This window comes from Halalkalibacter flavus (genome assembly GCF_036663575.1).
Classification (GTDB): Bacteria; Bacillota; Bacilli; order Bacillales; family Bacillaceae_D; genus Halalkalibacter; species Halalkalibacter flavus.
The window spans coordinates 1-18,577 of sequence record NZ_JAWRVK010000062.1 but is presented as its reverse complement, the minus strand read 5'-3'; the positions used below and the strand labels follow the sequence as shown (position 1 = coordinate 18,577).

Sequence of the window (18,577 nt, the reverse complement as noted above, 5' to 3'; positions counted from 1 at the left end):
ACACGGTCGTTAAGCTCTTCAGCGCCGATGGTAGTTGGGGGCTTCCCCCTGTGAGAGTAGGACGTTGCCAGGCACCCCAAAGCATTCTGTTGAGGAATGCTTTTTTATGTGCATAAATAGTAGAGGGGCACTGAAGAGATCTGTTCCGGAGGAACAGCATCTTCCTCGAATGGGCCGATGGTTACAACGTAATTATACTTCTCTGAAAAAACATCGTTTCCCCCTGTGAGACGAACTTCTTTTTTTCGTAACCTTCACAGAGTGCATCTAAGAAAAACATCGTGTCTTCCTAGTAGAAGAAAAGAAGTGAGTCCGAACCCTTTCTCTTCGTAACACAAAGTGAATTACTTCTAAGAACAACTCCATGAGTAACCATTCCCGTAGAAGAGAAAGGGTGAGCCAGGACGTTGCCAGGAAGATAAAAGACAATCCGATAGGGTTGTCTTTTTTAGTATGCACAAACATCTTCCTTGATTAGGCCAATGGTTACATCATACATAATCTTCATTGGAAAGGCGCCATGTCCCACTTACATGTTGATTGAGGGGATCCTTTTTCTTTCATATCGGTAGTCGTAACTGCTGGGTTTATCCCGAACCATCTTTTTTAATTTATTTGTTCATTTCTTACTTTAAGTCATTGATAACAATGCTACCTTGACTTACTAGTTTTATAGAGAATAATTACGCCTTAGGTCGTTTTTTTTACTTACAAAAGGTTTATTTAGTTACATAAACTGTCGCGAATTGTCAAAAATCAATAGAATGAGGATAGTTTATTTGAAAGCGATTACAAAAGGAGGGTGTATGAAATAGTCATAATTATCTAAAACCCAGCAAAAGTTTGTAGTATAAGGGAGAGATGCATGAGTTAAGTCAAAAAAGTGAAGTGAAAATCTTAGGGTTGCCCATCGTTTGGTATATTTTTAACGATAACGATTGTAACCGTTTATACGGGTGATTTACCTGCAGGAATGATTGGAAGTTTACTCGTGATGGTTGTGTTTGGGGAATTCCTTGGTTGGATAGGTGACAGATTACCAATTGTCAAAACTTATTTGGGTGGAGGAGCTATTGTAGCAATTTTTGGATTCGCTTATATGGTTTTATAGTGGCATTCTCCCAGAAACGGTTACGACCGGTGTCACTGATTTTATGACAACAGGTGGTTTCCTCGATTTCTACATTGCTGCATTAATTACGGGAAGTATTTTAGGAATGAATTCTAAAGTTCTTATGAAAATTGGGGTTCGTTATTTTCTTCCTATTTTTGGAGCCGTTCTCGGGGCGATGGCTATAGCCGCTTTAGTAGGACTTTTAATTGGATTCTCCGTACAAGAAGCGGTCCTAGTTATTACACTTCCGATCCTAGGTGGTGGAATGGGAGCAGGAGCGATTCCGATGGCACAGGTTTATTCTGAATTCTTGGGTAACTCACCAAGTTATTACATTTCGATGCTCGTTCCTGCCTTAGCACTTGGTAATGTATTTGCCATTATCTTTGCAAGTCTTTTAAATACTCTTGGAAATAAAGTACCGTCCTTATCAGGTAATGGTCAACTTATTCCTGGATTTAAAATGGAGCAAAAAAAATCGACTTTTGATATTTCAAAGATGGGAATTGGTTTACTAGCCGCTTTATTATTCTTTGCTTGTGGTCATTTACTAGGGGCAATCATTTCGTTACACCCGTATGCAATCATGATTGTTCTCGTGGCTATAGCTAAAATTGTAAATATCATTCCACAAAATGTAGTGGAAGGTGCGAGCCAGTGGTATCAATTTGTTGCTAAAACATGGACACTTGCTTTGCTTTTTGGAATTGGTGTAGCGTTCACCGATTTAAATGCGGTGTTAGCTGCTATGAGTGTACAATATATTCTTCTTGTTGCAGGCGTTGTATTTGGTGCGGTGTTAGGAGCTGCTCTTCTGGGAAAAGCAGTCGGATTTTATCCAATTGAATCTGCTATTTCAGCTGGATTGTGCATGGCAAACATGGGAGGAACAGGTGATGTAGCTGTGTTGTCAGCATCAAAAAGAATGCAGTTAATGCCTTTTGCCCAAATTGCGTCAAGACTGGGCGGAGCGATTATCCTGTTATTGGCAGGGTTGATCATTCCACTCTTTATATAAAGGGATTAAAAAACGATGCTGGATGATCAGCATCAGTCTATAGTTCTAGCACATGTAGATTAACCTAACCACCTTTTAAGTTAATTAATAAAGCCTCTTTCACGTTAGTTGTGAGTAAAATGGAGTATTTCTATCAAAACATTAAACTGGGACTTTATAAGCCTAAAAAAAAGACAGTTTAAGTATGTACTAGATAGTTTTGCTAAATGGAAAGGGGCATATTTATTCCTAGAATTTTGCATAACTAGTTAGTAGAATAATCCCTTTTCTATATAGGACTTTAGTGATTGAGGAGATAGATAGGTGTTTTTAAAAGAATTAGCCAAAAATCGTTTTATTACCATTATTTATTTTCAGAATGGATCTTTAAAAACATGCAAAGGTCGATCTGTATTCTATGGAATGGAATGTTATAAAAAAGAGTAATTAAAAAAAGTAATAAGTAATTAAAAAAAGTAAAATAAATGATGAAATTACTGATTAATATGATACACTACTTATAGATTTTCAGTTAAATAGTATAACTCATTTGATTGAGGGGGACTTATTAATATGATTAGTGTTGCTATTAACGGGTTTGGACGTATTGGAAGAATGGTATTTCGTCAAGCGGTAAAAGAAAGCTCATTCCAGGTCGTAGCCATTAATGCGAGCTATCCGGCAGAGACGTTGGCACACCTTATTAAGTACGATACCGTACACGGGAAGTTTGACGGTACTGTAGAGGTATCGCAAGATCATTTAGTGGTGGATGGTAAGGAAGTTAAGCTTCTTAACCAACGTAATCCGCAAGAGCTGCCTTGGAAGGAGCTAGGAATAGAAGTTGTAATAGAAGCAACAGGAAAATTTAATGCAAAAGAAAAAGCAAGTCTGCACTTAGAGGCCGGGGCAAAGAAGGTTATTTTAACAGCTCCAGGCAAAAATGAAGATGTAACGATAGTAGTTGGTGTAAACGATGAGCAATTGGATATTACAAAACACGATGTGATTTCAAATGCCTCTTGTACAACAAATTGTCTTGCTCCAGTCGTCAAGCTGTTAGATGAACAATTCGGCATAGAGAATGGCTTAATGACTACTGTACATGCATATACAAATGATCAAAATAATATTGATAATCCACATAAAGATTTACGTAGAGCGCGTGCTTGTGCACAATCTATTATTCCAACAACAACAGGTGCTGCTAAAGCTTTAGCAAAGGTATTACCACATTTAAATGGGAAATTACATGGCATGGCACTACGTGTTCCGACTCCAAATGTATCGCTTGTAGACCTTGTAGTAGACGTGAAATGTGATGTGACAGTGGAACAAATTAATAATGCCTTCCAGACTGCAGCCCAAGGATCTATGAAGGGAATTATAGAATTCTGTGATTCACCGCTTGTGTCTGTAGATTTCAATACAAATCCAAGCTCGTCTATTATTGATGGCCTATCTACAATCGCTATGGGGACTCGTAAGGTAAAAGTTCTTGCCTGGTATGATAATGAGTGGGGCTACTCCTGCCGCGTAGTAGATCTCGTAAAGCTAGTAGCAAATCAGTTATCTAGCCAAAAAAGCCTGCAACATATTTAAATTGATGACTTAATAGTAGCAACTTAAGGCGCAATTATTTTCGGAAAAATTAACAAACAAAACCTGATAAATAGTATGAATCTCTTAAGTTAGTGTTATGTAGTATTTGCGGGAATTACGAGAAAGATAAAAAAGACAAAAAGGATGGTATATATATGAGTAGTGTAGACGTCCAAATCGAATTAGATGATTTACTAAATGGAATTAATGCGCAAGTTCAATTAAGTGTTTCGCAGTTAGTGGAAAAAATAATAAAGAGAGAAGAAGGGATATTAACTTCTACCGGTGCTGTTTCTGTTTCAACGGGTAAATACACAGGGCGTTCTCCTAAAGATAAATTCATTGTTAAGGAAGAGTCTACTGCAGATAAAATTGATTGGGGTACTGTAAACCAAGCCATTTCTGAGCAACATTTTGATAATCTGTATACAAAGGTATTAGAACACCTAGAAGAAAAAGAAGAAATCTTCGTATTTAAAGGCTTTGCTGGAGCGGATCACAGCTCTCGTCTTCCGATTCAAGTAATAAATGAATTTGCTTGGCATAACTTATTTGCACATCAATTGTTTATTCGTCCGACAGAGGCTGATTCCCCGAATCAGGATGAACCATTTACAATTGTATCTTCTCCAACATTCAAAGCTGATCCGGAAATTGACGGTACAAATTCTGAAACGTTTATCATTGTTTCTTTTGAAAAGCGTGTAATTCTAATCGGCGGTACTGAGTATGCAGGTGAAATGAAGAAATCCATCTTCTCTATCATGAATTACTTGTTACCAGAACAAGACATTCTACCTATGCACTGTTCTGCAAACGTATCTGAAGAAGGTGATGTGGCATTGTTCTTTGGCTTATCCGGAACAGGAAAGACAACGCTATCTGCAGATCCAAATCGTAAGCTAATCGGTGATGACGAGCATGGGTGGTCTGATAACGGCGTCTTTAATATTGAAGGAGGTTGCTATGCAAAATGCGTGAACCTATCTAGGGAGAAGGAACCTCAAATCTTTGATGCGATTACATTCGGTTCTGTATTGGAAAATGTTGTTATTGATAAGGAGACGGGTCTTGCAAATTACAATGATGTATCTTTAACAGAAAATACACGAGCAGCATATTCAGTTGATGCAATTGATAATATTGTGCTTCCAAGTGTTGCTGGACACCCAAATACAATTGTGTTCCTAACAGCTGATGCATTTGGTGTATTACCTCCAATCAGCAAGTTATCAAAAGAACAAGCCATGTATCATTTCTTAAGCGGCTATACTAGTAAGCTAGCAGGAACTGAGCGTGGGGTTACATCCCCGGAAGTAACGTTTTCTACATGCTTTGGTTCTCCATTCTTGCCGCTTAACGCATTTCGTTATGCTGAAATGCTTGGAGAGAAAATTGAAAAGCATAATGCAAAAGTATTTTTAGTTAACACTGGTTGGACTGGCGGAGAATATGGTGTAGGCCAACGAATGAATCTTTCCTACACTCGTGCAATGGTGAGAGCTGCACTTAACGGTGAATTAGACAACGTGGAATCTGAAAAGGATGACATCTTCGGTCTGGAAATTCCGCTTCATGTTCCAGGTGTTCCTGATAGTGTATTAATTCCAGAACAAACTTGGGCTGACAAGGAAGCTTATAAAGCAAAAGCTTTAAACCTTGCCAGCAAGTTCAATGAAAACTTCAAAAAGTTCACAAGCGTATCGGAAGAGATTGTTAAGTTGGGCGGACCTCTTGTATAACGAGAAGAGGAGCTGACTTTTCAGCTCTTCTAGAGATAAAACGGCATTTAAAGAGACATAAAACTTAAATGACCATTTGTTCAATGACAGCTTATGATGTAAATTCCAAATAAATTATATAGGAATTTTGCTTCATTTTGTACAAACTTCACCAGTTGGTGAAGTTGTCTTTTTTTATCAAAGGCATCACTTAATACAATTCAAAATTTAAGTTGCTGAATCATAAGATTTAACCCCTAATAGACGAGCAATTACCCTTCGTGTCAATGGAGCATACATTTATAGTCTATAAATTAATTAGTCACCTAAAATTATATAGTTATATAACTCTCGCATTAGTACATGTTACTTTTTCATAAACACTAATAAGAAAGGAGAAGTAAAAATGAGCGATAGTGAAACTAAAACAGACGTTATTTTAATTGGTGCCGGAATCATGAGTGCAACTTTGGGAACACTTCTGAATGAATTAGTACCGGATTGGACAATCAAGGTATTTGAAAAGAATGCAAGCGCAGGAGAAGAAAGCTCTAACGAATGGAATAATGCGGGCACAGGGCATGCGGCACTGTGCGAGCTTAACTATACGGTCGAAAAACCGGATGGGTTCATAGATATTAGCAAAGCGATAAATATTAATGAACAATTTCACGTTTCAATGCAGTTTTGGTCGTATCTTGTAAACAAGCTGAAACAAAATCCACAGGATTTTATCATGCCATTGCCTCATATAAGTATAGTTCAAGGGGAACAAAATGTAATATTTTTAAAAAAGCGATTTGAAGCGCTAGCAAAGAATCCATTATTTCAAGGGATGGAATTTTCCGATGATCCTGAAAAACTAATGGAATGGATCCCGCTTATTATGCAAGATCGCGACTCGAATGAGCCTATCGCGGCAACCAAAATCGACTCTGGGACTGATGTCAATTTTGGCGCATTAACACGCATGATGTTTGACCATTTAGAGAGTGAAAATGTCAATATACATTACAAACATAGTGTTAGCGACATTAAACGTACTAGCGACGGGTCATGGGAATTGAAAGTGCGGAATTTGAATAGCGGTACGGTTGAAAGCCATACTGCAAAGTTCGTCTTTGTCGGAGGCGGAGGTGGCAGCCTTCATTTACTGCAAAAATCCGGTATTCCAGAAGGGAAACATATTGGAGGATTCCCGGTGAGTGGCTTATTTATGGTGTGTAATAACCCTGAAGTTGTAGAGCAGCACCATGCAAAAGTATACGGAAAAGCTAAGGTTGGTGCTCCTCCAATGTCTGTTCCACACCTTGATACAAGATTTATTAGCAATAAAAAATCATTGTTATTTGGACCGTTTGCCGGCTTTTCACCAAAGTTTTTAAAAAATGGTTCAATGTTTGATTTAGTAACTTCTGTAAAACAGGATAATCTCGTAACGATGTTGGCAGCAGGTGCGAAAAACTTGTCATTGACGAAATACCTGATCCAACAAGTTATGCTAACAAAAGAACAGCGCATGGAAGAATTACGTGAATTTATCCCCAACGCCAAAAGTGAAGATTGGGATTTAGTAGAAGCAGGCCAACGTGTACAAGTTATTAAAGATACTGAAGCTGGTAAAGGAACACTTCAATTTGGTACGGAAGTTGTTAGTGCTGCTGATGGCTCAATTGCAGCATTGCTCGGCGCTTCTCCTGGTGCTTCTACTGCCGTGTACGTCATGCTTGAAGTTTTAACAAAATGCTTCCCAGATGATATGAATGATTGGGAATCGAAAATTAAAGAAATCATTCCTTCTTATGGCTTATCACTAATGGAAAATCCAGATCTTTTAAACGATATTCATACTTCAACAGCTCAAACACTTGGTCTAATTGAAAAAAGGCCCGAACTGGTCTGTAGTTAATTCTTTAAAAGTAGAAACAAATATATTGAAAATTTGCATGGTGGACAATTATTTCTAATTGATCCAATCTAAAAAAACCTATAGTGTGCTTCTTGTAGAAACTAAGGCTTAGACTGTAACACTCGTTATGTATTTAGTCAAAGTATTTTTTAAAATTAAAAATACTTATTAAAGTTACAAAAACTATGAAGCTTTCTAAGAGACACTATAATTATAGTTAAAGAAGGAGATTAATAAATAACACAGTAAAATAGAAAGCGCTTTTTTTCCTGATTTAAAAAGTTCCATAGTTATCATCTAATATGATCAGTGATTTAATACGCTAATTACCATTTCATTTTCTAATGAAAATTGAACAGAGAGGGAGATTTAGTTATGGCAACATTACGCGAAGAAGCATTAAAGATGCATAAAGAAAACCAAGGGAAACTTGGTGTCAATTCTAAAGTTAAAGTACGTGATGCAAAAGATTTAAGTCTTGCTTATTCACCTGGTGTAGCGGAGCCTTGCTTGGCTATTCATGAAACGGAAAGCAAAGTATATGATTATACAATGAAGGGAAATCTTGTTGCCGTTGTTTCAAATGGAACCGCTGTCCTTGGGCTTGGAAATATCGGTCCGAAAGCAGCTATGCCGGTCATGGAAGGGAAGGCGTTGTTATTTAAAGAATTTGCAAATGTTGATGCTTTTCCTCTATGTATAAATTCGACTGACACGGATAAAATTGTCGAGCACGTTAAAATGTTAGAGCCTACTTTTGGCGGAGTTAATTTAGAAGATATCGCTGCACCGCAATGTTTTGAAATTGAAGAGCGTTTACGCAAAGAGTGTGATATCCCTATTTTCCATGATGACCAACACGGAACGGCTATTGTCACAGCAGCAGGCCTTATTAATGCACTTAAACTAGCAAACAAAAATATTGAGGATATTCGTGTTGTGGCAAATGGGGCTGGTGCTGCAGGAGTAGCAATTGTAAAACTGTTACTAAATATGGGTGTAAAAAATGTCATTTTATGTGATACAAAAGGAATCATTTATAAAGATCGTCCGGTGGGTATGAATAAATTTAAAGAAGAAATGGCAAGCATCACAAATAAAGAACAAAAGCAAGGATCACTAGGAGATGCATTAGAAGGTGCTGATGTGTTTGTTGGGGTTTCTGCGGCAGGAGCAGTTACAAAAGAAATGGTACGCTCAATGAATGCCAATCCGATTATTTTTGCAATGGCTAACCCGGTACCAGAAGTTATGCCAGAAGAGGCAAAAGAAGCGGGAGCACTTGTAGTTGGAACAGGACGCTCTGATTTCCCGAATCAGGTTAATAATGTCCTTGCATTCCCTGGGATTTTCCGCGGTGCTTTAGATGTTCATGCGAAGGAAATTAACGAAGAAATGAAAATTGCTGCCGTTTATGCAATTTCTGGACTAATTAACAGTGAAGAACTACACGCTGATTATGTCATTCCGGATCCATTTGACCCAAGAGTTGTGAAACATGTAGCAGAAGCTGTTGCAGGTGCAGCAATAAATACAGGGGTTGCGCGAAAAGAATTGAATGCACAAGAGCCTATTGAAGATCTACTAGTAGTAAACTAAGTTTAGATTGATCAAATATTATTAAGTGAGATATTTTACTTTTTAGCCTTCCTAATAATCTGTTTAGGCAAGGCTTTTTATTTTACTGACGCTTTTAAAGCTTATTATTGGTAGGAGGGACCGTATAGTGAAAAAGAAATTGATTGTTCCACTAGCCCTTATCGTTTTCACCATGGCTTCTACTAGTTTGACAGTTTGGTTTCTTAAGGAACAGGATAAGCCTAATATTATAATCATTGCCCAAAGATTGGATATCGAGTATTGGAAAATTTTTGAGTCAGGGGCCAAAAAAGCCTTAGAAGATTTTAATCTAGATGGAAAAGTAATAGCTCCTGAATCGATCTACCCTATTAGTAATCAGCCTAACATGTTAAAAAAGGTTCTTGATCAACAACCTGATGCGCTAATTGTAGCCCCAATTGACGAAGAGGTTACTATTCCTGTATTGATGGAATATAAGCAAAAAAATATTCCTGTGCTTCTTGTGTCTAGGGACATTGATTGGGAAGATAAAACCGCCTTTATCGGACCGGACCACTATGCATTGGGTGAAATGGCAGGTAAATTATTGGGTTCAATGTTGCAGCCAGGAGATCAAGTCGCTATTATTTTTGGGCTAGCAGATGATCAAGCTATGATTGATCGAACAAATGGGGCAAAGAAGGTGTTAGAGACGATCGGAATAGAGGTTGTTGCAGAAAGGTCGGGGTATGATGCTTTGGCAAATCCAACACCGGTGATGGGAAGCATTTTGCAATCCTATCCAAATATTAAAGGGGTAATTGCTACTTCTGATCGATTAGCACTAGAGGTATTAGGAACGCTAGAGAAAGAAGGGGTAAAAATCCCTATTATCGGTACAGATGGGATAATAGAAATGATCGAATTTGTTGGAGAAGGAAAAGTAAACGCCACTATAGCGCAGAATCCTTATGATATGGGATATCTAAGCGTAGTACAAGCACAGAAGGCAATTAAAGGAGAGAAAACCGAAAAGATAATTGATAGTGGAATTGACATCTTAACTGTGGATAATGCGCAAGATAGATTAAGGTTCTTAAAAAAATTATTAACGGTAAAGTAAGCCTACTATTATGTAGTGGTTAAGTCTATTACCTAGGGAAATACGACAATTCTGCTGATCTTATGAAGAGTTAAAAGAATTTGTTTACCATTTGTTTAGTGAAAGATATAGAACCTTAAGAATTATAGGGTTGAAAAAGAGTTAACGAGAGTTATACAGAGCAAATGAGGCTGTTCCAAAAGGTCAAATACAGACCTTTTGAGACACCTCCATACATTAATTAAAATTAACGACCAGACTCAAGCTTTTTTTAAATATATTAAAGAGTCTCACCTGTCTGAGCCTGTATTGGGGTTGTGTTTTCCTGTTTTTTAAAACGAAGTAAACTGAAGATGAGCAGAAGACCAATTGAAATAAAACTAGCAATCATCAACACGATCCCACTCCATTCAAAATGTTTCCAAATAAGTCCCCCACCTAAACCAATGACACTAGACCCCATATAATAGAAGAGTAAATAAATAGATGATGCTTGTGATTTAAAGGATGTAGCAATCTCACCAACCCAACGACTAGCAATCGAATGACAACCAAAAAATCCAAACGTAAAAATACAGAGTGCTAAAATTATAAATAGGACGTTGCTTGTAAGTGTCAAAACAGCACCAGCAAACATAATGATTATACTAATTATGATCATTTTCGATTTTCCGTGCTGATCACTTAGACGCCCGATATATGTTGAGCTAAACGTCCCTACTAAATACACAAAGAAGATAAAGCCGATTACCGTATGACTTAATGAATATGGCGGTGTTAGAAGTAGAAATCCTAAGTAATTGTACACCGTCACAAAACTACCCATAAGGACAAAGGAAAGACCAAATAAGCATAATAACCTTAGATTTTTTAATTGCACTCCAATAGATGGTAATAACGTTTTTAATGATGCTTTTGAAGTTTTTGGAGAATTTTCCGGCTGCGGAAGCAATTTTAAAAAGCCAATACTTAAAAGAAGACTGATAAAACCAAGAATAAATAAAGCAACATGCCAAGAAAACCACTCAGTAAAAAGGCTTGTTAAAAATCTTCCTGAAAGGCCACCAAGTGTATTTCCACTAACATGAAGACCCATGACAAGGCCTAACGTTTTCGGATGAAATTCTTCATTTACATAAGCCATCGCAATACCCGGAAAACCAGCTAAGGCAATCCCTTGCAACGCCCGAAGGAAAAGTAAGATCGTGAAATTAGGACTGAACGCTGATAAAATACAAAGAACGGATGTCAGGATTATTGATATCGACATCATCCTCTTTTTTCCAATGGAGTCAGCTATTGAGGAAGCAACAAGCATCGTAACAGCGAGAAACCCAGTTGAGATCGATAATGATAGACTTGCTGTTGCTGGAGATACGTTAAATTCTTCCGTGAAAATTGGAAAAAGCGTTTGGACAGAATATAGAATCATAAAGCTGATAAAGCTTCCCGAAAAAAGCGCGAAAATCGCTTTATTATAGGAAGGACTTTCTCTTGTTAAATACATGTTGAAATCCTCACTTCTATTATTGTTTTACTCTATCATATGATTGACAAACGATAACTTCCAATATATAATTCACATAATTTTGATGCATGAAAGTTATGGATGGAGGTAAGAGAATTGGAATGGCAGCAGCTTGAATATTTTCAGAGGGTCGCAAATATGCAACATTTTACGAAAGCAGCGGAGTCATTATTCATTTCGCAGCCAGCGTTAAGTCGAGCCATTTCTAGGCTAGAGAAAGAACTGGGTGTACCTCTATTCGAAAGAAAAGGGCGAACGGTTCAATTAAATCGCTATGGAAAAATGTTCTTAGAAAAGGTGAATCTCGCTTTGCAGGTCATTGAGTCAGGACGTCAGGAACTTAAGGAAGTTGTTAGTCCAGACAGTGGGAATATCTCCCTTTCCTTTTTACATACGTTAGGGGCTAATCTTGTCCCAGAGTTAATTGGAGAGTATCGTCGTTCCTATCCAAATGTCACCTTTCAATTATTTCAAAATACTGCAAGAGAATTAATTGAACAGTTAAAAGCAGGGGATATCGACTTATGCTTAACGACGGTTTCAGAATTAGATCCAGAAATCAGTTGGCAAGAATTATTTTCTGAAAAATTATTTGTTATTGTTCCACACTCTCATCGCTTGGCGAATCGTGATGGTGTCAATTTAAGTGAAATTGCCGAAGAGCCATTTGTTGGGTTTAAAAAAGGGGCAGGTCTTAGAACAATAACAGATCAATTGTGTAAGCAAGTCGGATTTACCCCTAAGTTAACATTTGAAGGACAGGAAGTGTCAACCGTAGCTGGACTTGTCTCAGTAGGGCTTGGTGTCGGGTTAATCCCAGAAAGAAGCGGGATGGAAAGTGATCATGTTTGTCGCTTACCAGTTATAGATGTTGAATGTAAGCGTACAATAGGAATTGCGTGGAGGAAGCAAACATTCCTTCCAAAGGTTGTTGAGCAATTTCAAAATTTTATTATCAATCATTTTAGTTAGGAGTAGGATGTCCTTCGAATAATCTGGACTTACTAGTCGTTAAGTTAAAGGATAATAAAGGAATCTAATTGATGAATCATGAAATCAAGGGGACAGTTCTTGCGCTTTCTCGTAACCCAACGCACCAAAGACAAGCGGTTTAATTATCTTATGGGAGTATGATTTATAAATGTAAATCATACTCCCATAATTTATGCGGATTTTTTACTCTTCTTTATAAATCTGATTGTGAACATTAAATGATGTTCTTTTTAGTCGCTCGTTAAGCTCTCTTGCGCCGATGGTAGTTGGAGGCTTCCCACTGTGAGACCAACTTTTACTCTTCATAAAAAAACGTGGAAGACAACAACTCCATGAGTAACACTCCCTGTAGAAGAGAAATAGCTAGCCAAGACATTACTAGCCGGCTCAATCTATTAAATTATGCATTTTTTATATGTGCATTAAGGAAAAAGTCAAATAGATTAGTAAGAATTCCTCAATTACAATTGGATACAAAAAAAGGGATGAATGCTTACGTACAAAGTGTTCATCCCTCATTACATATTTCTTGGTTAACTGATTTTTGACGTGCTTCTTTTACTTTTGCTTCTCTTTTTGTTGGCGCGTGCTGGTGTATAGCCGTTGGCATAAACCGTCCCTTGGCCAATTTCTAGTTTTTCAATGAGTTCTTCGTGACTTGAAACGTTGTTGTATTTGCAAGCTTCTAGGTATACTTGTGCTGCTACTTGTGCGTCCTCAAGGGCATGGTGGTGTTTAAATTCAATCTGTAGATATTCAGCGACTACATTGAGTGAATAACTATGTAGGCCAGGCCATGTTTTTTTGGAAACATTGACCGTACAGTTATAGGAAAATGAAGGGTAATCGAACTTACACTCATCTAGTGAGTGCCTCAATACAGACATATCAAAGCTTGCATTATGGGCAATAACGAGGTTTCCTTCAAGCAAGTGGGAGATATCTGTCCACACTTCATTAAATGATGGGGCATCCTTGACATCTTCTGGAGTAATTCCATGAATTCTTACACAAATGGGATCAAAGTACATATCGGTTGGTTTAATTAATTGGTAATATTCTTCGGCTACCGTGCCACTTTTTACGACAACTAGTCCAATCGAACAAACACTTGAACGATTTGTATTAGCTGTTTCAAAATCTATTGCAACAAAATCCAATTGGAGTCCTCCTCAACAATAAAAGTTCAACGTACGGAATCTCTATGAATATATTAGTATAACGTAGATTAATAGGATTTACATCATGAATTCAGAAATAAGTTAATGATAAGTACAAAGGTAACTCAATGTTTATGGGGTGTTTTTGTTGGGCTTTTGGTTAATAAATTTCTCATAAATTCCCCACATCCCAACAACACTTTGATACAATAGACATCATTACTACTGTTATACTTTTAATAAAAAAGAGGAGGCATTTCCTTGCTCTCATATAAAGAAAAAGAACTAATCAAGGATTATTTAACGCGACATGAGTTTTTTACCCTTAAAAATTTATGTGATTATTTAATTGAGAATGGTTCAAGTTCAGAAACATATTCAACTGGAAAATATAAAATCTATCCTCAAATTGCTGTTGTAGTAGAAACGTACGTTAAGGATTCAATTATAGAGATGAGCCTAGTCGAAAATGACGTACAATATAAAAGAATGGGTGATCTATCAATTAATAAGGAACCGGAAGAAGATAGAGAAGAAACAGAAGAAGATTCGGAACCGGAAATGGGGCAGCAGCTAAGTTTGTTTTAGCAACCCCCCTCGAGATTATGAGAAATTACGTAAAAGAAGAAAACCCGTTGTTTTCGCCATAATAATCAATTATGATTTCAATAATCGAATACTACCTACTTAAAGGGGAGTAGCTGTACAATAAAGTCGTCATTCCCGGGAGATTCTCCTCGGCTTTATTGGCAACATAAATGTTGTTAGCCAGACCTTTACCATTGGTAGAGGTCTTTTTGTAATGGAGTAGACCTTTGCCTATTTTGGTAAAGGTCTTTTTCTTACATTATTATAAATCTGAAATTGGAGAAGATGAGAGTATAGACAGAGGATGAGTTCTTTTTTTGATTTTATAAAAGTCTAGTCTGGGAGGTGGGTAGGTGTTTGAGAATAAGGTGCTTCGAGTCATCGTTCGAGTATTGATTGTAGCTATATTACTGGCTATAGGTTGGCTTGCTTTTTATTATGTTGTATGGCTTACGTTTCCATTTTTAATTGCATTAGGGATTGCTTTCTTCATTAATCCTGTCGTGAATTGGTTGGAGAAGTCCGCGAAATTCCCAAGATCGTTGGCCGTGTTATCAGGTATTTTGTTTTTGTTTGGATTAGTTGGAGGCGTGCTAACGTTACTTATTATCAAGCTAGTTGACGGTTTTCAATATTTATCTAGACTTGTGCCAAATCAAATTGAAATCATCTCGACCCATATTCAGACGTATGTCAATGAGCATGTCTTTCCTCTTTGGGTGAGAGGGATCGGGTTTATTGATGAGTTAGATGTAGCGCAAAGGGATGCGATTGAAAATAGCATTCAACAGATCGGAGGTCAGTTTGCTTCGATTCTTGGGAATGCAGGTCAGGCAATTGCAAACAGTCTCTCTCAATTTATTGGGGCACTTCCGATTACATTAACGGTTTTTGTCTTTGTCCTTCTTTCCTTGTACTTCATTAGCAAAGACTGGCACCGGCTTCAAGCGATTGTAAAAAGGAAGCTGCCAATCCGAATCAAAGAACAAATGGCTCAGGTCTATCGAGATTTAAAATTCAAACTGATTGGTTTTCTGAGAGCTCAGTTTATCTTAATCAGTATGACAGCCGTCGTTAATTTGATTGGCCTTCTTATCTTGAGAGTCGAGCATGCTTTAACGATCGCTCTCATTCTTGGTGTTGTCGACTTGTTGCCATATTTGGGTACGGGGATTATTTTAATTCCATGGGGCATTTATAGCATCATGACCGGTAATCTCTTTTTAGGGGTAGGGCTGTTAATCCTCTATGGATTAACGATTACAATACGACAATTTGCTGAACCGAAAGTACTGTCATCAAGCTTAGGTTTGAACCCATTGGCGACGCTTATTTCATTATTTGTAGGGTTACAACTGTTTGGCTTTATTGGGTTATTTTTAGGTCCGGTAATCCTGGTTTTAATTATCTCATTTCATGAGGCAAAAATATTTGAAGGTATATGGCGATTTATAAAGGTTGAGTAAGAAATTAGTTATTAGTAACGTAAAAATTTTTATGATTATTAGAACTATCAAATTTGGGGGAAGAGATTAAGATGCAAGAGGTTATTCACTATTTTCAGGCAAACCCGATTATTTATAAAGCCTGTTTATCACTCGTGATTTTACTTATTTACTATAAGGTTGTGAGGCTTACAAATAAGCTTCTTCATAGAACAATTAAAGATAATAGTCTGTATTACGTCACTCGTAAAAGGTTCTATTATTTGCACTCTGTCATTCTGGTCGTTATTTTTATTATGTTATGGTCTGAAGCGAGGCTTGATTTAACGATCTATGTTGGGTTCATTTCGGCAGGGATTGCAATTGCACTAAGAGAAATTTTTACAAACATTGCCGCATTGCTCATTATTGTGATTCAAAAGCCATTTGAAGTGGGGGACCGTGTTGTTGTTAATGATCGTGCGGGAGATGTGATTGATCAAAAAATCTTTCATTTTGTGATGATGGAAGTAACATCAAAGGCTGAAGGAGAACAAAGCACAGGGAAGGTTGTTCACATTCCAAATAATTATCTCTTTACACATGCTGTTTCTAATGCGAGTAAGGGGTTCGGTTATGTGTGGAATGAAATCGACGTTCGGTTGACACTTGATAGTGAGTGGGAAGAGACAAAAGCTCAGTTTGAAACGATTTTGAACAAACATACAGAGCATATTTCTACAGAAGCTAGGGATAAAGTCCAAGAAGCTTCGAAAAAATATATGCTCCATTCTCAAGACTTAACACCAGCCGTTTCCGTTATGGTTAAAGACGGTTATCTTAAGTTGACGTTGCGCTATTTAACTGAACCGAGGAAAATGAAGTTGACAGAGGATGTTATTTGGCGTGAGATACTGGAGTATGTGAGAGAGAATGAAGGGGTTAAGATTGCATAGTTTTTATCGTATAAGTGTACAGATGGACAGCTGGCAGATGATGGTAATAATTTGTTGAATTAACAGGCGCATTGCTGAGGAAGAAAATAAAGTAAGTAAGGTATTTAAATATGATGTTGGGGACGATTCTCATGGTAGGATCGTTTTTTTTACGAGCTGGAAATAAAATTAAGAGATACTAGTATTCTTTCAAGCTTGGTATAATTAAACAGACTTCGAGCATTAGGTGTTGTGTAATTTATAGACGTGCAATAGAAGTATGAGGAGCGGCTTGATATTAGTTAGAAAATTTGGGGTAAGAGGAAATTCTTTTTACTCCTTTAATAGTTGTGTAGTGATTAGTGAAGGAGTGAACTGTCCTATTGTCCACATCTTTCATTTCAAACTGGTTTTCTATAAATAGTGCCCTACCCTCAGCATATACGAAGGGAAAATGATTATGAAGCTAAAGAAGAAAGGTTATTTACTTATCGTTTTAAGTGCATTCTGCCTACTTACACTTTATTCATTGTTATGGCCTGTACCGATTCACCCACCTTATTGGGATGCTCCACAGACGGAAGGATATACAGGTCCTCATAAAGTGAATAGTAGGTTAGAGGGGATGGAATTTATTGAACTAGATCATTTCAAACAACCAGAGCACATTGTGTATCGAGATAATTGGCTGTATGCCGCGATGGAGGATGGAGAAATCATTCGTGTTCGCCCTGATGGGTCAGAAAGTGAAGTTGTTGTTAATACAGGGGGACGTCCGCTTGGGTTTGATTTCGATTCTGAGGGAGCACTGATTATTGCCGATCCTTTATATGGAGAACATGGGGGGCTGCTTCGGGTGACTAACATTGGTGGTGGACCAGAGATAGAACTGCTAACAAATTCTGCCGATGGTTATCCGACTCATTTTGCTGACGCGGTTGTCGTAGCAAAAAACGGATTGATTTATTTTTCAGATGCCTCATTCCTAGTAAAAGCAAAGGAAATCGGTGATGTTGGAAAAGCTGGTGAACTAGACATTTTAGCGAATAGTAGCACGGGTAGGGTATTGGAATACAATCCTACAACACAACAGACACGAGTATTAATGAATGACTTAAGCTTTGCAAATGGAATTGCTTTAAGTGAAGATGAACAGCATTTATTAATAAATGAAACAGGTAAATATCGTGTTTGGAAACTAGACGTAACTGCAGAAAACATCAGTGCATTCGAACAGGATATATCTGCACAAATAGTAGTAGATAATTTACCTGGTTTGCCTGATAACATCATGCAAGGGGAGGATGGAAGGTACTGGATCGGATTAATCTATCCTCGAAATGATTTTTTAGATTACAGCGCTAATAAACCATGGCTTCGTTCTATAGCTATGCGGTTACCAGCTTTTATGCTGCCTAAAGGTAATGGATACTCTCATCTTATAGCGATTAATGAGTCAGGAGATATTGTGGCTGATTTACAAGATCCAAATGGTTCATATACAGAAATCACTGGAGCAACGGAAACGGACGATAAGTTGTTCTTCCATCATTTAAATAATACGAACACAATTGGTTGGATTAATAAGGGTGATATAGGATTTTAGCTTAGAGAGTTATATTTATGAGCGGTTGACCATGACGAGGAGACAGGGTCAAGTAACAGTTTAGATTTATTAATAATTAAAGTGGACAATGGACCTGTCTTTCCGTCTATAGTTTAATTTATTGTTGATTGTATACTTGAACTATGGTAGATTATTAAACCTAGCCGCAAAAATTAATTTCAAATCAACTATTGCGTAGAATTATTATTCGTGATATATTATTTATTGTCGGCGGTATTGATTGATTCGGTGGTGAATGCGAAAAAACTTTTTAAAAAAATATTGCGCAGAACAAAATATTATGTTATGATAATAAAAGTCGCTGATGAAACAGCGGT

General features: G+C 37.4%; 14 protein-coding genes and 1 rRNA gene. 13 read left to right on the top strand and 2 right to left on the bottom strand.

Annotation, left to right across the window (positions count from 1 at the left end; genetic code table 11):
- The 8 genes from rrf to SAY88_RS22995 all read left to right on the top strand — a co-directional run.
- A 5S ribosomal RNA gene (gene rrf, locus SAY88_RS26100) occupies positions 1-73 on the top strand; the annotation flags it as partial.
- Positions 74-919: 846 nt separating this feature from the next.
- Positions 920-1,111, top strand: a complete 192-nt coding sequence (locus SAY88_RS23025; protein WP_332634652.1) for a 2-hydroxycarboxylate transporter family protein — start codon at positions 920-922, stop codon at positions 1,109-1,111.
- Entirely contained in the window at positions 1,086-2,132 is a 1,047-nt protein-coding gene (locus SAY88_RS23020) for a 2-hydroxycarboxylate transporter family protein (RefSeq protein WP_332634649.1), read from the top strand. Before SAY88_RS23025 ends, SAY88_RS23020 begins: the two co-directional genes overlap by 26 nt.
- Positions 2,133-2,684: 552 nt before the next feature.
- Positions 2,685-3,713, top strand: coding sequence for a glyceraldehyde-3-phosphate dehydrogenase (locus tag SAY88_RS23015; protein ID WP_332634647.1), 1,029 nt, complete (start codon positions 2,685-2,687; stop codon positions 3,711-3,713).
- A 155-nt stretch (positions 3,714-3,868) separates the two neighbouring features.
- Positions 3,869-5,455 (top strand): phosphoenolpyruvate carboxykinase (ATP), encoded by a 1,587-nt coding sequence (gene pckA, locus SAY88_RS23010; RefSeq protein ID WP_332634646.1) that lies wholly within the window; start codon positions 3,869-3,871, stop codon positions 5,453-5,455.
- Between the two features lie 355 nt (positions 5,456-5,810).
- Positions 5,811-7,343, top strand: a complete 1,533-nt coding sequence (mqo, locus tag SAY88_RS23005; RefSeq protein ID WP_332634651.1) for a malate dehydrogenase (quinone) — start codon at positions 5,811-5,813, stop codon at positions 7,341-7,343.
- Between the two features lie 375 nt (positions 7,344-7,718).
- The gene (ystJ, locus tag SAY88_RS23000; RefSeq protein ID WP_332634645.1) at positions 7,719-8,942 is read left to right on the top strand and encodes an NADP-dependent malic enzyme; all 1,224 of its coding nucleotides are present in this window, start codon (positions 7,719-7,721) and stop codon (positions 8,940-8,942) included.
- A 127-nt stretch (positions 8,943-9,069) separates the two neighbouring features.
- On the top strand, positions 9,070-10,026 hold the full coding sequence (locus tag SAY88_RS22995; RefSeq protein ID WP_332634644.1) for a sugar ABC transporter substrate-binding protein: 957 nt from the start codon (positions 9,070-9,072) through the stop codon (positions 10,024-10,026).
- Positions 10,027-10,285: 259 nt separating this feature from the next.
- On the opposite strand, the gene SAY88_RS22990 is transcribed toward SAY88_RS22995, so the two are convergent.
- A complete protein-coding gene (locus SAY88_RS22990; protein WP_332634643.1) occupies positions 10,286-11,512 on the bottom strand; it encodes an MFS transporter in 1,227 nt (408 codons plus the stop codon).
- Positions 11,513-11,629: 117 nt separating this feature from the next.
- On the opposite strand from SAY88_RS22990, the gene SAY88_RS22985 reads away from it, so the two are divergent.
- Positions 11,630-12,505 (top strand): LysR family transcriptional regulator, encoded by an 876-nt coding sequence (locus SAY88_RS22985; RefSeq protein WP_332634641.1) that lies wholly within the window; start codon positions 11,630-11,632, stop codon positions 12,503-12,505.
- Positions 12,506-13,059: 554 nt separating this feature from the next.
- On the opposite strand, the gene SAY88_RS22980 is transcribed toward SAY88_RS22985, so the two are convergent.
- Complete coding sequence (locus SAY88_RS22980; RefSeq protein WP_332634640.1) at positions 13,060-13,686, bottom strand: 3'-5' exonuclease; 627 nt, start codon at positions 13,684-13,686, stop codon at positions 13,060-13,062.
- A 261-nt stretch (positions 13,687-13,947) separates the two neighbouring features.
- On the opposite strand from SAY88_RS22980, the gene SAY88_RS22975 reads away from it, so the two are divergent.
- From SAY88_RS22975 to SAY88_RS22960, 4 genes are all read left to right on the top strand, one after another.
- On the top strand, positions 13,948-14,274 hold the full coding sequence (locus tag SAY88_RS22975) for a DUF3895 domain-containing protein (protein WP_332634638.1): 327 nt from the start codon (positions 13,948-13,950) through the stop codon (positions 14,272-14,274).
- A gap of 353 nt (positions 14,275-14,627) precedes the next feature.
- Complete coding sequence (ytvI, locus tag SAY88_RS22970) at positions 14,628-15,740, top strand: sporulation integral membrane protein YtvI (protein WP_332634636.1); 1,113 nt, start codon at positions 14,628-14,630, stop codon at positions 15,738-15,740.
- Between the two features lie 71 nt (positions 15,741-15,811).
- Positions 15,812-16,654, top strand: a complete 843-nt coding sequence (locus SAY88_RS22965) for a mechanosensitive ion channel domain-containing protein (RefSeq protein WP_332634634.1) — start codon at positions 15,812-15,814, stop codon at positions 16,652-16,654.
- 439 nt (positions 16,655-17,093) lie between these two features.
- Positions 17,094-18,239 (top strand): SMP-30/gluconolactonase/LRE family protein, encoded by a 1,146-nt coding sequence (locus SAY88_RS22960; RefSeq protein ID WP_332634633.1) that lies wholly within the window; start codon positions 17,094-17,096, stop codon positions 18,237-18,239.
- The last annotated feature ends 338 nt before the right edge of the window (positions 18,240-18,577 follow it).

What these genes read in the sequence shown, in the direction of transcription:
- SAY88_RS23015 (WP_332634647.1), top strand. Translation starts at nt 2,685, where the DNA reads ATGATTAGTGTTGCTATTAACGGGTTTGGACGTATTGGAAGAATGGTA.
- pckA (WP_332634646.1), top strand. Translation starts at nt 3,869, where the DNA reads ATGAGTAGTGTAGACGTCCAAATCGAATTAGATGATTTACTAAATGGA.
- ystJ (WP_332634645.1), top strand. Translation starts at nt 7,719, where the DNA reads ATGGCAACATTACGCGAAGAAGCATTAAAGATGCATAAAGAAAACCAA.
- SAY88_RS22990 (WP_332634643.1), bottom strand. Translation starts at nt 11,512, where the DNA reads ATGTATTTAACAAGAGAAAGTCCTTCCTATAATAAAGCGATTTTCGCG.
- SAY88_RS22965 (WP_332634634.1), top strand. Translation starts at nt 15,812, where the DNA reads ATGCAAGAGGTTATTCACTATTTTCAGGCAAACCCGATTATTTATAAA.
- SAY88_RS22960 (WP_332634633.1), top strand. Translation starts at nt 17,094, where the DNA reads ATGAAGCTAAAGAAGAAAGGTTATTTACTTATCGTTTTAAGTGCATTC.